10 protein-coding genes are annotated in these 13,723 nt (G+C 70.5%); 2 read left to right on the top strand and 8 right to left on the bottom strand.

Annotated elements, in window-relative coordinates; translation table 11 throughout:
* Positions 1-101 precede the first annotated feature (101 nt).
* From ACH4VX_RS12200 to ACH4VX_RS12185, 4 genes are read right to left on the bottom strand one after another with little or no spacing between them, the layout of a single operon-like run.
* Positions 102-2,483 (bottom strand): glycoside hydrolase family 3 N-terminal domain-containing protein, encoded by a 2,382-nt coding sequence (locus tag ACH4VX_RS12200; RefSeq protein ID WP_398367292.1) that lies wholly within the window; start codon positions 2,481-2,483, stop codon positions 102-104.
* Positions 2,480-3,298: a carbohydrate ABC transporter permease gene (locus ACH4VX_RS12195; protein WP_398367291.1), complete on the bottom strand. Its 819-nt coding sequence runs from the start codon at positions 3,296-3,298 to the stop codon at positions 2,480-2,482. Before ACH4VX_RS12195 ends, ACH4VX_RS12200 begins: the two co-directional genes overlap by 4 nt.
* A complete protein-coding gene (locus ACH4VX_RS12190; protein WP_398367289.1) occupies positions 3,295-4,251 on the bottom strand; it encodes a carbohydrate ABC transporter permease in 957 nt (318 codons plus the stop codon). The genes ACH4VX_RS12195 and ACH4VX_RS12190 overlap by 4 nt, the downstream gene beginning before the upstream one ends.
* A 10-nt stretch (positions 4,252-4,261) precedes the next feature.
* Positions 4,262-5,566 (bottom strand): ABC transporter substrate-binding protein, encoded by a 1,305-nt coding sequence (locus ACH4VX_RS12185; RefSeq protein ID WP_398367288.1) that lies wholly within the window; start codon positions 5,564-5,566, stop codon positions 4,262-4,264.
* A 207-nt stretch (positions 5,567-5,773) separates the two neighbouring features.
* Between ACH4VX_RS12185 and ACH4VX_RS12180 the strand changes: the two genes are divergently transcribed.
* Positions 5,774-6,727, top strand: a complete 954-nt coding sequence (locus ACH4VX_RS12180) for a LacI family DNA-binding transcriptional regulator (protein ID WP_398367337.1) — start codon at positions 5,774-5,776, stop codon at positions 6,725-6,727.
* 707 nt (positions 6,728-7,434) lie between these two features.
* Here ACH4VX_RS12180 and ACH4VX_RS12175 read toward each other — a convergent pair.
* The 4 genes from ACH4VX_RS12175 to ACH4VX_RS12160 all read right to left on the bottom strand — a co-directional run bounded on the left by ACH4VX_RS12175 (position 7,435) and on the right by ACH4VX_RS12160 (position 12,273).
* The gene (locus ACH4VX_RS12175; RefSeq protein WP_398367287.1) at positions 7,435-8,874 is read right to left on the bottom strand and encodes a GH1 family beta-glucosidase; all 1,440 of its coding nucleotides are present in this window, start codon (positions 8,872-8,874) and stop codon (positions 7,435-7,437) included.
* A gap of 65 nt (positions 8,875-8,939) precedes the next feature.
* Positions 8,940-9,863, bottom strand: a complete 924-nt coding sequence (locus ACH4VX_RS12170; protein WP_398367286.1) for a carbohydrate ABC transporter permease — start codon at positions 9,861-9,863, stop codon at positions 8,940-8,942.
* Between the two features lie 12 nt (positions 9,864-9,875).
* Positions 9,876-10,871, bottom strand: a complete 996-nt coding sequence (locus ACH4VX_RS12165; RefSeq protein ID WP_398367285.1) for a carbohydrate ABC transporter permease — start codon at positions 10,869-10,871, stop codon at positions 9,876-9,878.
* A 94-nt stretch (positions 10,872-10,965) separates the two neighbouring features.
* Positions 10,966-12,273 (bottom strand): ABC transporter substrate-binding protein, encoded by a 1,308-nt coding sequence (locus ACH4VX_RS12160; protein WP_398367284.1) that lies wholly within the window; start codon positions 12,271-12,273, stop codon positions 10,966-10,968.
* Positions 12,274-12,575: 302 nt separating this feature from the next.
* On the opposite strand from ACH4VX_RS12160, the gene ACH4VX_RS12155 reads away from it, so the two are divergent.
* A complete protein-coding gene (locus tag ACH4VX_RS12155) occupies positions 12,576-13,589 on the top strand; it encodes a LacI family DNA-binding transcriptional regulator (protein WP_398367283.1) in 1,014 nt (337 codons plus the stop codon).
* The last annotated feature ends 134 nt before the right edge of the window (positions 13,590-13,723 follow it).

Genomic DNA, 13,723 nt, shown 5'->3' with positions numbered 1-13,723 from the left:
CGTGCCCCGCGCCCGCTGGTTGGCCGCCGGGGCCCCCCCACCCGGGCCGGCCCGCCCCGCCCCGGGGGCCGGGCCCGTCCGGGTTCGGGGTCGGTTCCGGGTCACGCCTGCGGAGCCGGCTCCTGGGTGAAGGCCGCGTGGAAGCGGCGGGTGTGGTCCAGCCGGCGTTCCGGGCCGGTCAGGGTGACCGCCGCCGTCAGGCGGGTGTCGGTGCTCGACGTGGCGAGGCGGAGCTCTAGGTCACCGGGTTCGACGATCCGGTGGCCGTCGCGGCCGGTGAAGGAGGCCACGTCGGCCGGGACCGTGACGCGGACGCGGCGGGACTCCCCCGGCTCCAGCTCCACCCTGGCGTAACCGACGAGCCGCTGCACCGGCTGGACGACGGAGGCGACCGGGTCGTGCAGATAGAGCTGGACGACCTCGGTGCCGGAGCGTTCGCCGGTGTTGCGGACGGTGAGGGCGAGGGTGAACTCGCCGTCCGTACCCGCCTCCTGGGCGTCCACGGCGAGGTCGCTCCAGGCGAACGCCGTGTACGTCAGGCCGTGGCCGAAGCCGAACGCCGGGGTCGGGTCGATGTTGGACACCTCGCTGACCTGGGCGAGGCGGGCGCCGAGGTAGGTGGTCGGCTGGGAGCCCGGGCCGCGCGGCACGCTGACCGGGAGCCGTCCGGAGGGGTTGGTACGACCGCTCAGCACACCGGCGATCGCGTGGGTGCCCGCGACTCCGGGGAAGAAGGACTGCACGATCGCCGCGGACTCGGCGACGGCCCGGCCCAGCGCGTACGGCCGGCCGGCGAGCAGGACGGTCACCACCGGCGTGCCGGAGTCGAGCAGCGCGTCGAGCAGGTGCTGCTGGGCGCCGGGCAGGGCGAGGGACTCCGCGTCGCAGCCCTCGCCGCTGGTGCCGCGGCCGAACAGGCCCGCGCGGTCGCCGAGGACCGCGATGACGATGTCCGCGTCCCTGGCAGCGTCCACCGCCTCGCCGATGCCGGAGAGGTCCCCGTCGTCGACGCCGGTACCGCGGGCGACCGTGATGTCCGCGTCGGGGAACTCGGCGGCCAGGGTGTCGCGCAGGGTGGGCAGGTCGATGCCGACCGGGACGTCCGGGTGCTGCACGCCCACGTGCTGGGGGAAGGAGTAGCAGCCCAGTACGGCCGTGCCCTCGGTGGCGTTGGGGCCGACCAGGGCGATGCGGCGGGGTGCGGCGAGCGGCAGGGTGCCGTCGTTGGTGAGCAGGACGACCGCCTTCTCGGCGATCTCGCGGGCCAGTTCCCGGTTCTCGGGCCGGTCCAGGTCGATCCTGCCGCGCAGGGCCTCCGGGTCGTCCAGGTCCACGCCGTCGAGTGCGGGCGGGACCGGGCTCCAGTCGGGGTCGAGCAGGCCGAGCTCCGCCTTCTGGCCGAGCACACGGCGCAGGGCGCGGTCGATGAGCGCCTCGGGGACGCGGCCCGCGGTGACGGCCTCGGTGAGCGGTGCGCCGAACGTCTTGACGGTGGGCAGTTCGACGTCGACGCCCGCCTTGAGCGCGGCGCCCGCGGCCTCGGCCCAGTCGCCTGCGACGCCGTGCAGGATCTTGAGGAAGGCGATGCCGAAGTAGTCGGCGACGACGGTGCCGTCGAAGCCCCAGGTGTCGCGGAGCAGTCCGGTCAGCAGGCTCTCGTCGGCCGCGGCGGGGACGCCGTCGGTGTCCGTGTAGGAGTGCATCACGGAGCGGGCGCCGCCCTCGCGGATCGCCATCTCGAACGGCGGCAGCAGGACGTCGGCCCGTTCACGGGCGCCCATGGGCGCGGGGGCGAGGTTGCGTCCGGCGCGGGAGGCCGAGTAGCCGACGAAGTGCTTGAGGGTGGCGACGATCCCGGCGGACTCCAGGCCCTGGACGTACGCGGTGCCGATGGTGCCGACGAGGTAGGGGTCCTCGCCGATGGTCTCCTCCACCCGGCCCCAGCGGGCGTCGCGGACCACGTCGAGGACGGGGGCCAGGCCCTGGTGGATGCCGACGGACCGCATGTCGCGGCCGATGGCGGCGGCCATCCGGCGCACCACGTCCGGGTCGAAGGTGGCGCCCCAGGACAGCGGGACGGGGTAGGCGGTGGCGCCCCAGGCGGCGAAGCCGGCCAGGCACTCCTCGTGCGCGACGGCGGGAATGCCGAAGCGGCCCGCCGAGGTGATGCGGGACTGGGTGCGCAGCAGGGAGAGCGCGCCGAGCGCCGGGTCGACGGGTGCGGTGCCGAAGGGGCGGGTCAGCTGGCCGAGGCCGGTGGGCAGAAGCGCGTCGAGGTCGACGGCATCCTCCATGTCGTGCTGGTGCGGGGCCACTTCGCCGCCGTTGGCGGACGCGCCGACCCACACGCCGTACAGCTGGGCGATCTTCTCGTCCAGGGTCATCGCGCCGATCAGCGCGTCGACCCTGGCGGCGACGGAGCGGTCGGGGTCGTTCCAGAGGGGGATTTCGGGGGTGGTCTCTACGGCCACGTCGGCAGTCACTTTCCTCCGACGCCCATCAGACCCTGGACCAGGGCGCGACGGGCGAACAGGTAAACGAGCAGGATGGGCACCATGGACAGCACCACGGCCCCCAGCAGACCGGGGATGTCGATGCCGTGCGCGGTCTGGAAGTTGTACAGACCCAGGGTGACCACCTTGGTGGAGTCGGACTGGGTCAGGACGAGCGGGAACAGGAAGCCGTTCCACGCCTGGAGCGCGGAGAAGACCACGATCGTGGACAGTCCGCCGCGGGACAGCGGCAGCACGAGCTGGAAGAACATGCGCCGCGGGGTGGCTCCGTCCATGGCCATGGCCTCGTACAGCTCCGAGGAGATGTCGCGCATCGCGCCGCTGAGGATCAGCGCCGACATCGGCAGGCAGAACGCGGCCGTGGGCAGGATGACGCCCAGCAGGTTGTCGTACAGGCCGGCTTCGCTGATCAGGTAGAACATCGGCACGATGACGGCCTGGGCGGGGATGGCGAGGCCGAGCAGGAACAGCCGGAAGACCGCCGACGTGGTCCGGCCGCGGCTGCGGACGATCGCGTAGGCGAGCGGCGGGACCAGCAGCAGCACGATGCCGATCACGCAGGCGGTGACGACGAGGGTGTTGAAGAAGTACTGGCCGAAGCCGGAGTCGAAGGCCCGGGTGTAGTTGTCCAGGGTGAAGCTGTCCGGGATGGAGACCGGGCCGTTCTCGGCGTAGTCCTGGCGGGTGCGCAGGGTCGCGGCGAGCATCACGTACAGCGGCAGGCCGACCAGGAAGAGCCAGAAGAGCGAGCCGGCGCCGGCCACGTAGTTCGGTCGGCGCCTCATGACACACCCTCCATGGAGCTGCGCATCTTGTCGTAGCCGGAGACCCGGACGACGATCAGCGAGATGATCGTGGACGCGACGACCAGGGCCAGGGCGATCGCGGAGCCGGTGCCGTAGTCGAAGCTCTTGAACGCCTTGTCGTACATGTAGTAGGCGCTGATGGTGGTGTCGGTGCCGGGTCCGCCCTGGGTCAGGATGAGGACCGTCTCGAACGTGGTCAGACCGCCGACGATCATCAGGATCATCGAGGTGATCATCGCGTTGCGCAGCTGCGGCAGGGTGATGTGGAAGAACTGCCGGTAGCGGCCCGCCCCGTCGATCTCCGCGGCCTGGTACAGCACCTGTGGGATCGCGCGGGCGGCGCCCTGGTAGATCAGGGTGTGGAACGGGGTGAACTGCCAGGTGCTGACGAACGCCAGGACCCCGATGGCGGTGGCCTGTTCACCGAAGAGGTTGCCGTCGCCGAACAGCCAGGTGGCGTCGGCGGGGATGCCGAAGTTCGGGTCGAGCAGCGCCCGCCACAGCACGGAGACGGCCGTCGCGGACAGCAGCAGCGGAATGAAGTAGATGACGGACAGTACGGCCCGGTTGCGCTGGTGGCCGGCGGCCCAGGCACCGAGCAGGATGCTCAGCGGGGTCTGGAGGGCCACGCCGAGCACGGTCAGCAGCAGGGTCAGCCAGATGCTGTTGAGCATCACCGGGTCGTCCATCAGGCGCGACCAGTTGTCCATGCCGACGAACTCGGGCGAGCTGAGCCCGTCCCAGCTCATGAAGGACAGCACCGCCACCATGATCAGCGGGGTGATCGCGAAGAGGGCGAAGAACACTGCGGCGGGCAGCGCCCAGGCGAAGCCGGGGCGGCCCACCGTCGTTGCGGACGAGGCGGGCGGCCGCCGCCGGGACCCCTTGCGGGGTCCGGCGGCGGGCCGGGCGCTCGTGATCTTTGTCGTCATGAGCCGTTCGTCACTCGGTCGGGAGGGCCTGCATGGCCTTGATGAAGCCGTCCGTGTCGAGCTGTCCGTTGAAGAACTGCTGGATGGCCTTGTGCATGTCCGAGCTGGCCTTCTGCGGGTACGCCTGGTCCCAGGACAGCTGGAACGACGGGGAGTCGGCGACCAGGTCGTACTGGAAGCGCGAGTACTCGGGGGTGGCCGAGCCGTCGATGAACTTGTCGGTGTTGGTCGTGGTCGTCAGGTTGCCGATGTCCAGCTGCGACTTGACGAAGTCGTCGGAGTACATGAGCTTCAGGAACTCGGCGACGGCCTCGGGGTGCTTGGTCTTCTTCATCACCGAGTAGTAGTTGTTGGTGTTGCCGGCGACGTTCTTCGGGTCGCCCTTGCCGCCCTCGACGGTCGGGAAGGCGGTGTAGCCGAGGTCCTTCTCCGCGAACTCCGGGTGGTCCGTCACCTGCTGGGAGTAGTACCAGGAGCCCATCAGCTCGAAGCCGGCCTTGCCCGAGGCCACCAGCTGGACCGAGCCGCCGTTGGTGTACTTGACGGAGTCGTAGTTCTTGCCGAAGGCGCCGGCGTCGACGAGCTCCCTGATCATGTTCAGGGCCTTCTTGCTGTCCGCGCTCTCCCAGGCGCTCTTGTCGCCCCCGACGGCCTTCGCGAACAGCTCCGGTCCGGCGATGCGGTCGTAGAGGTACTGGAACCACATCTGCGTCGGCCAGACGTCGCCGCCGCCGAGCGCGATCGGCGTGACGCCCTCGTCCTTGAGCTTGCCGACCGCGTCGAGCAGTTCGTCCCAGGTCTTCGGCGGCTCGACGCCCGCCTTGCCGAGGACCGCCTTGTTGTGGAAGAGCAGGACCGGCTGGGTGCCGCGCATCGGGATGCCGTACGGCTTGCCGTCGACGGCGGCGGCGTTGAAGACGGACGGCAGGAACTTGTTCTCCAGGTCCGGGTTCTTCTTGATGAAGTCGTCGAGCGGCATCAGCAGGCCGGCCTTGACGAACGGCTTGATGCTGCCGCCGCCCCAGTTGAAGAAGACGTCCGGGGCCTGGGGGGTGCTGATGATGGTCTGCAGCTTCTGCTGGTAGTCCGCACCGGGGATGGTGTCGAGGACGACCTTGACGTCGGACGTCTTGTTGAACGTGTCGACGAGCTGCTTCTCGACCTTGTTGGTGGCGTCCCCGTAGACCAGGACATGGATCTTGCCGTCGTCCGCCGACGCCCCGCCGTTCCCGTCGCCGCAGGCCGAGAGGCTCAGTGCGAGGGTGAGCGTCGCACCACAGGCGACCAGTCTGGGCAAGCGCGCACGTGTCTTCATCGTTCGCCTTTCGAAAGTTTCGGCATCATCACCGAAAGTCCATGCCGTGGGACAGTAGGTCAGACCCGTGTTTCGGTCAACGGTCGGAACGGTACTCATCCAAACCGTTATCGACGTACGGTGCCCTATCCTGCGGGTATGCACGATGACGACGAGGCGGGCGGCAGAGTGACCCTGGCCGCGGTCGCGAAAGAGGCCGGTGTTTCGATGCCGACAGTTTCGAAGGTCCTCAACGGCCGTTCGGATGTCTCCCGCGCGACCCGGGCCAAGGTGGAGCGGCTTCTGGAGGTCCACGGCTATCGCAGGCGCGCCCAGTCGGCGTCCCGCTCCCCGCTCGTCGAGCTCGTCTTCCACGAACTGGACAGCATCTGGGCGATGGAGCTGATCAGAGGCGTGGAGAACGTCGCCAAGGAGAACCGCGCGACGGTGGTGCTCACCGAGAGCGGCACCCGGCACGCGCCCGCGCCGGACTGGCTCCCGGGCGTGCTCCAGCGCAGACCGCTGGGCGTCGTACTGGTCTTCTCCACGCTCCCGGAGGACGTCAAGCGCCGGCTCAGGGCGGCGGCCATCCCCTTCGTCGTCATCGACCCGGCGGGCGACCCCGACCCGGACGTGCCCTCGGTCGGCTCGGCGAACTGGGCCGGCGGTCTCGCCGCCACCCGCCACCTCACCGACCAGGGGCACCAGCGGGTCGCGATCATCACCGGGCCCGAGGACATGCTGTGCTCACTGGCCCGCCTCGACGGCTACCGCTCGGCCATGACGATGGCGGGCGTGCAGACCGACCCGCGGCTGACGCGCTTCGGCGACTTCCATGTGCAGGGCGGCTTCGAGCACGCCATGGAGCTGCTGGAGGGTCCCGACCGGCCCACGGCGATCTTCGCGGGCAGCGACCTCCAGGCGCTCGGCGTGCTGGAGGCGGCCCGGGTCAAGGGTCTGCGCGTACCGGAGGATCTGTCGGTGGTCGGCTACGACGACGTGCCCCTGGCGCAGTGGTCGAGCCCGCCGCTCACCACGGTCCACCAGCCGCTGCGGCACATGGCCGAGGAGGCCGCCCGGATGCTGCTCCGCCCGGACGACCCCGGCACGGCCGCCCAGCGCATCGAGCTGGCGACGCACCTGGTGGTGCGGCAGAGCACGGCTCCGCCCAAGGAGGCGTGAAGGACGCCGGGCCGGCCGCCGAAGGGCCGCCGGCCCGGCGTGCGGCGCCGCGTCGGCGGGAGGCCGGGCAGGAGACGCGGCGCCCGTGCGTGCCGTCCGCCGCCTCGCGCGGCCGGTGGGTGCGGCCCGGAGGAGGGTGGGGCGAAGCCCGGGAGGCACCAGGGGAATCCGAATGTTTCGAAGCCTCCCGGAAGCGCACCGCGCCAGTGCGGTGAGCGTCCCACACGCCGTCGGCCCTGGCAGCGAAGAGATATGAGACCCGTCCCCGGCCGATCAAGCGAAACGTTGCGCGCAATTTTCGTTCGGGCTGTGTGCCGGAAGTCGCTGGGGGAGATTCCGTAGGCGCGCCGGAAGGTGCGGCTGAAGCCGGCGGGGGGACGGGAGCCCAGCGGAGGGCGACCTCGCCGATCGTCCGGTGCCGCAGTCGCGGGTCGGCGAGGCCGGTGCGGGCGCGTTCCAGCCTGCGGCGGCGGATCGTGGCGCCGGCTGCCTCGGGGGGACCGGTGCGCCGGCCGCCTCGGGGGGACCGGTGCGCCGGCCGCCTCGGGGGGACCGGTGCGTGGACCGGTCCTCCCGTTCCGGCGGCGCCACCGGACTCCCCCGTCGCCGGGGTGCCGCCCGCCTGCTGTGCCGCACCGGGGGCCGCTTGGTCCTCGGCACACGGCGCAGTGGTCATTGGCGTGGCGTGCACCACCGCACCCGTCCGGTCAGGCGCCGGGCAGGACGCCGGTGCGGGCCACCTCGGAGTACCAGCGGGCGCTGGCCTTGGGGATGCGGGTGCCGGTCGGGTAGTCCACGTAGACGGCGCCGAAGCGCCTGCCGTAGCCGTGGGCCCACTCGAAGTTGTCCAGCAGCGACCACAGGAAGTAGCCGCGCACGTCCGCGCCGTCCAGGATGGCCTGGTGGACGGCGGCCAGGTGGCCGCGCACATAGGCGATCCGGGCGGGGTCGTTGACGTTGCCGGAGGGATCGGCGTAGTCGTCGAACGCCGCGCCGTTCTCCGTGATGACCAGCGGCAGCTTCGGGAAGTCGGACGACAGCCGGCGCAGCAGGTCGTACAGGCCGGTGGGGTCGACGGCCCAGCCCATGGCGGTGGTGTCGCCGGGCGGCTGGTGGAAGGCGACCCGGTCGGCGCCCGGCCAGGGGCTGTGGGCGCTGTTGCCGTGTCCGTCCGAGGTGTGGGCACCACTGCCGTCGGCCTCGGAGACGACCGTGGGCGAGTAGTAGTTGACGCCGAGGAAGTCCAGCGGCTGGTGGATCCGCTCGAGGTCGCCGTCGCGTACGAAGGACCAGTCGGTCAGTGCCGCCGTGTCCTTGAACAGGTCCTCCGGGTAGGCGCCCTGCAGCATCGGGCCGGTGAAGACCCGGTTGGCCAGCGCGTCGATCCGGCGGACCGCGTCGGCGTCGGCGTCGCTGCCGGTGAGCGGGCGGACGTGGTGGATGTTGAGGGTGACCGAGCACCGGGCGGCGGCGGGGAGGCGGTCGCGCAGTGCCTGGACGGCCAGGCCGTGGCCCAGGTTGAGGTGGTGGGCGGCGCGCAGCGCGGCGACCGGGTCGGTGCGGCCGGGGGCGTGCACGCCGGAGCCGTAACCGAGGAAGGAGCTGCACCAGGGCTCGTTGAGGGTGGTCCAGGTCTTCACCCGGTCACCGAGGGCGTCCGCGGCGAGGGCGGCGTACTCGGCGAACCGTTCGGCCGTGGCGCGCTCCGGCCAGCCACCGGCGTCCTCCAGCTCCTGGGGCAGGTCCCAGTGGTAGAGGGTGGCGACGGGCTGGATGCCCTTGTCCAGCAGGTCGTCGACGAGGCGTCGGTAGAAGTCCAGGCCCTTCTGCACGGCGGGGCCGCGGCCGGTGGGCTGGATCCGGGGCCAGGCCAGGGAGAACCGGTAGGCGCCCAGGCCGAGTTCGGCCATGAGGGCGACGTCCTCGCGCCAGCGGTGGTAGTGGTCGGTGGCGATGTCACCGGTGTCGCCGTTGCGGACCCGGCCCGGGGTGCGGGCGTAGGTGTCCCAGATGGACGGCGTGCGTCCGTCCTCGGCGGCGGCCCCCTCGATCTGGTAGGAGGCGGTCGCGGAGCCCCAGAGGAAGCCCTTGGGGAAGGTGCGGGCGGCGTCCGGGGCGGACGCGGTCTGCTGTGCTGCGGTGACCACGTAAGTCCTTTCGGTGGTGAGGGAGTTCGCAGGCAGTGGGGGGTATGGCACGGGGCTCGGGCGGGTCAGCCCTTGACGGCGCCCGCCATGATGCCGCTGACGATCTGGCGGCCGAAGACGATGAACATCGCCAGCAGCGGCAGCGTGCCGAGGAGCGCGCCCGCCATGATCAGCGACTGGTCGCGGACATAGCCCGCGCTGAGCTGGGTGAGGGCGACGGGGACCGTCGGGTTGGTCATGTCGAGCACCACGAACGGCCAGAAGAAGTCGTTCCACGCGTGCACGAACGTGATCATGAACAGAACGGCCATCGCGGGCCGCGCGACGGGCAGCACGATGCTCCAGAAGATCCGCAGCGAGTGCGCCCCGTCCACACGTCCGGCCTCGACGAGTTCGTCCGGCAGTGCCTCCGACAGGTACTGCCGCATGAAGAACACGCCGACCGCGCTCACCAGCGTGGGGAAGATGACGGCGGGCAGCTGCTGCGACCAGCCCAGCTCGGCCATCATCATGAACAGCGGTACGACGGCGAGCTGCGGCGGCACCATCATGGTGCCGATCACCAGCATCAGCAGGGCGTTGCGTCCCTTGAACCGCAGTTTGGCGAAGGCGAACCCGGCCAGCGTCGCGAACATCACCGTGGACAGGGCGATCACGCCGGCCACGATGAGGCTGTTGATCATGGCCTTGCCCATCGCCGCCTCGTCCCAGGCCCGGGCGAGGTTGCTGAACAGGTTCGGGCCGGGCAGGAACGGCGGCGGTGTCTGGCTGACCCGGGTGTTGTCGGTGGAGGCGGCCACCATCGTCCAGTACAGCGGGAAGATCGACAGCACCGCCATGACGGCGAGCAGGACGTAGGCGAGCGGGCCCGCGTGGTGCTGACGGCCGGCGCGCTGGCGCAGCAGCCGGCGGCCGCCGCGGCCGGCCGTTTTCTCGGTGGGGGTCCGGTCCGGGGCGTCCGTCCGGGCCGGGAGGCTTTGAGTGGTCATGGCGACTCCAGGTCAGGACGTGCGGGAACGCAGGCGCTTGATCAGGCGCTGCGCCACGAAGACGAGAACGAGCAGCATGAACATCGCCCAGGCGACGGTCGCCGAGCGGCCCATCTGGTAGTTCTTCCAGCCCTCCTCGTACAGCAGGAGCCCCAGCGTCTGGTACTGGTTGTCCGCGCCGCCGGTGATGCCGTTGGGTCCCTGTCCGAAGATCAGCGGTTCACCGAACAGCTGGGTGGCGCCGATCGTGGAGAGCACGATGGTGAAGACGATGGTGGAGCGGATCCCGGGGATGGTGACATGGGTGAACTGCTTCCACCGGGAGGCACCGTCGAGGGAGGCCGCCTCGTACCGGTCGGCGGGGATGGCCTGCATGGCGGCCAGGTAGAGCAGCGCGTTGTAGCCGGTCCAGCGCCAGATGACGATGGTGGAGATCGCGGCCTGGGCGGGCCACTTGTCGGCCTCCCAGTCCACCGGGTCGATACCGACCGTTCCGAGTGCCCAGTTGATCATGCCGAAGTCGCGTTCGAAGATCATGGTGAACACGAGGGCGGCGGCGGCGACCGACGTGGCGTAGGGAACCAGCGAGGCGACGCGGAAGAACAGCGAGGCACGCATCCGGTAGTTGAGCAGGTGCGCCATGCCGAGCGCCATCATCAGCTGCGGCACCGTGGAGATGACGCCGATGGTGATCGTGTTCTGCAGCGCGTTCCAGAACCGTGAGTCGCCCCAGAGTTCGACGTAGTTGTCGAACGCCACCCACTCCATGACGTCGAGGGTGGCCAGTTCCACGTCGTGCAGGGAGATCCACGAGGTGTAGACGAGGGGGTAGAAGCTGAACGCGGCGAAGACGACGAAGAACGGCGCGACGAACGCGTACGGGGCGCCCTTGACGTCCAGACGGTGCAGCCATGCGCCGCGCCGGCGGGCGGTCTTCGCGCCGCCCGTCGTGCCGGGCGGGGCCGGCGGCTCCTCGCCGGTCAGGGCCTTGGTGGTGGAGGTGGCCACCGGACTTTCCTTCCTGAGAGCGGATGTGTGAGCCGGGGCCCGGGCCCGTCGGCGGGACGCCGAACGGGCCCGGGCGGCCGGGGGAGGCGTCGGGTCAGCCGACCGCCTTCTCGATGCGCTCCGTGGTGGTCTTCCACGCCTCGTCACGCGAGGTGCCCTGCTCCACCAGGGCCAGGCCCTGGGAGAAGGTGTCCTTGATCGTGCCGTCCTTGCGGCCGAGGACCTGCTTGTCCGGGATCTCCTGCGCGGCGGCGCCGAAGATCTGGCCGATCGGGGCGTTGTCGAAGTACTCCGACTTGGCGTTCTTCACATCGGCGTTCTCCAGGGCCTTCTCGGAGGACGGGATGTTGCCGATCTCCTTGAAGATGTGGGCCTGCTGCTCCGGCGCGGTCAGCCAGGCGACGAGCTTCTTGGCCTCCTCCTTCACCGGGCTCTTCTCGATCACACCGAGGAAGGACCCGCCCCAGTTGGCGCCCTTGGGTGCCCTGGCGACGTCCCACTTGCCCTTGTTGGCCTCACCGGCCTTCTCGCTGATGTGGCTGAGCATCCAGGCCGGGCACACGGCGGTCGCGAACGTGCCGTTGGCCAGGCCGGGATCCCAACCCGGCTGGAACTGGCGGAGCTTGGCGGTCAGCCCCTCCTCGGCGGCGTCGGAGGCAAGACCCCACGCCTCCTTGACGGCCGGGTTCTTGTCGTAGATCAGGTCGCCCTTCTCGTCGTAGTACTGCTCGGGGTAGCCGTAGACCATGGCGTTGAACAGGCCGCTGGCCGAGTCCGTGAACGCCACCTTGTCGCCCTTGAAGTCCTTCTTGAAGGCGCGGCCGGCCTCGACGTACTTCTTCCAGTCGCCCTCCCACAGCTTGCCGACCTCTTCGCGGTCGGTGGGCAGGCCGGCCTGCTCGAAGTAGTCCTTGCGGTAGCAGACGGCCATCGGGCCGATGTCGGTGCCCAGGCCCAGCACCTTGCCGTCCGCGGTGCTGATCTGGGACTCCTTCCAGGGCAGGAAGTGGTCGGTGCCCGCCGTGCCGGCGAAGTCCGCGAACTTGTCCGCCTGGGTCTCGGTGATCTCCTTGGCCCGGCCGATCTCGATGCCCTGGATGTCCTTCAGGCCGTTGCCGGCGGCGAGCCTGGTCTGCAGCGCGGTGTAGTACGTCTGCTCGTCACCGGCGATCTCGGCCTTGATGTCGACCTCGGGGTTCTCCTTCTCGTACTGCTCGAGAAGGCCGGTCTCCTTGAGGCCCATCACGCCGTACAGGCCCATGGTGATGGTGACCTTGCCGTCCTTCTTGCCACCGCCGGTGACCGAGTCGTCGCTGCCGCCGCAGCCGACGACGAGTGCCAGCGCGCCGGCGGCCGCGGCTGTCGCCACCGCCTTCCTGCGCAACGAACCGAGAGTGCCCATGGATCTCCTCCTAGCGACAGCGCTGACACATCGGAGTGACGAGTTCTGCGATGGCTACAGCGGCTCTGATAGAGATGGGAACGTGCCCATTTCGGGGTGGGCACGTTCCCACCGCGCAACGAAGACTCATGGCTGAGAGATAGGTATGTCAATAACTTGAAACCAACTTGTCATCCCGTACCGGATCCCGTGTCCGCCGTCCCACCCCCGGGGGGTGCTGTGCCGACGGCTGCGTCTGCAAGAATTGCCGCAGGTCACCTCCGCGGCAGGCATCGCCGTCGCGGCCGCCCAGGGGGGAGCACATGAGCGGCAACCGCCGTCCGACCATCAAAACGGTCGCCGCCCGCGCCGGCGTGGGCCGCACCACGGTCTCCCGCGTCGTCAACGGCTCGGAACTCGTCAGCGACGACGCCCGTGCGAGGGTCCTGGCCGCGATCAAGGAGCTGAACTACGTTCCCAACTCGGTCGCCCGCGGCCTGGTGACCAACCGCACCAACGCGGTGGCCCTGGTGATCCCGGAATCGGAGAGCCGGCTCGGTTCGGAACCGTTCTTCGCCGCGCTGATCCGCGGTGTCAGCGGCGCCCTCGCGGAGAGCCGGACCCAGTTGCAGCTGATGCTCGTCCGCGACCAGGCCGAGCGGGACCAGCTCACCGAGACGGTGGCGGCACACCGCGTGGACGGCGTCCTGCTGGTCTCCGTGCACGCCGACGACCGGCTGCCGGGCATGCTGGAGGAGATGGGCCTGCCCACCGTGCTGGCCGGCCGCCGCGACGCGGGCGAACGGCTGAGCTACGTCGACTCCGACAACGCCGGGGGCGCCACCGCGGCGGTGCGGCACCTGCTGCACCGCGGCAGGACCCGGATCGCCACGATCACCGGCCCGCTGGACATGGACGTCGGCCGCAGCCGACTCGCCGGCTGGCGCACCGCCCACCGGGAGGCGGGGGTGCCGGCGGACGAACTCCTGGTCGAGGAGGGGGACTTCACGGAGGAGGGCGCCTGCCGGGCCATGCGTTCGCTACTTGAACGCGCCCCGGATCTGGACGCCGTCTTCGCCGCCTCCGACCTCATGGCGGTCGGCGCCCTGGCCGAATTGCGCCGGCGGAGACTGCGGGTCCCCGACGATGTCGCCGTCGTCGGCTACGAGGACTCCATCCTCGCCCGCCACACCGCCCCGCCCCTGACGACCGTACGCCAGCCGGTGGAGGAGATCGGACGCACCATGGCCCGGATCCTCACCGGCATCACCCGGCAGGGCGGGCCCCGGCAGCAGCGGACGCTGCCCACGGAGCTGGTGGTGCGGGAGTCGTCGTAGCGGGCTCCGCGCGGAGACCGGTTCGGTGCCGGTCCGCGGGGAGCGGCCGATCGTTCCGGAGCGGGCCCGGGAGACCGGCTCACGGGCGGGACCGGTACGCGGGTCACGCACACCGGGCACCTCCTCCGTCACGT

This window comes from Streptomyces sp. NPDC020731, assembly GCF_044334705.1.
Classification (GTDB): Bacteria; Actinomycetota; Actinomycetes; order Streptomycetales; family Streptomycetaceae; genus Streptomyces.
Note: the sequence above shows the minus strand (reverse complement) of the source record. Positions and strands in the feature narration are given on the sequence as shown.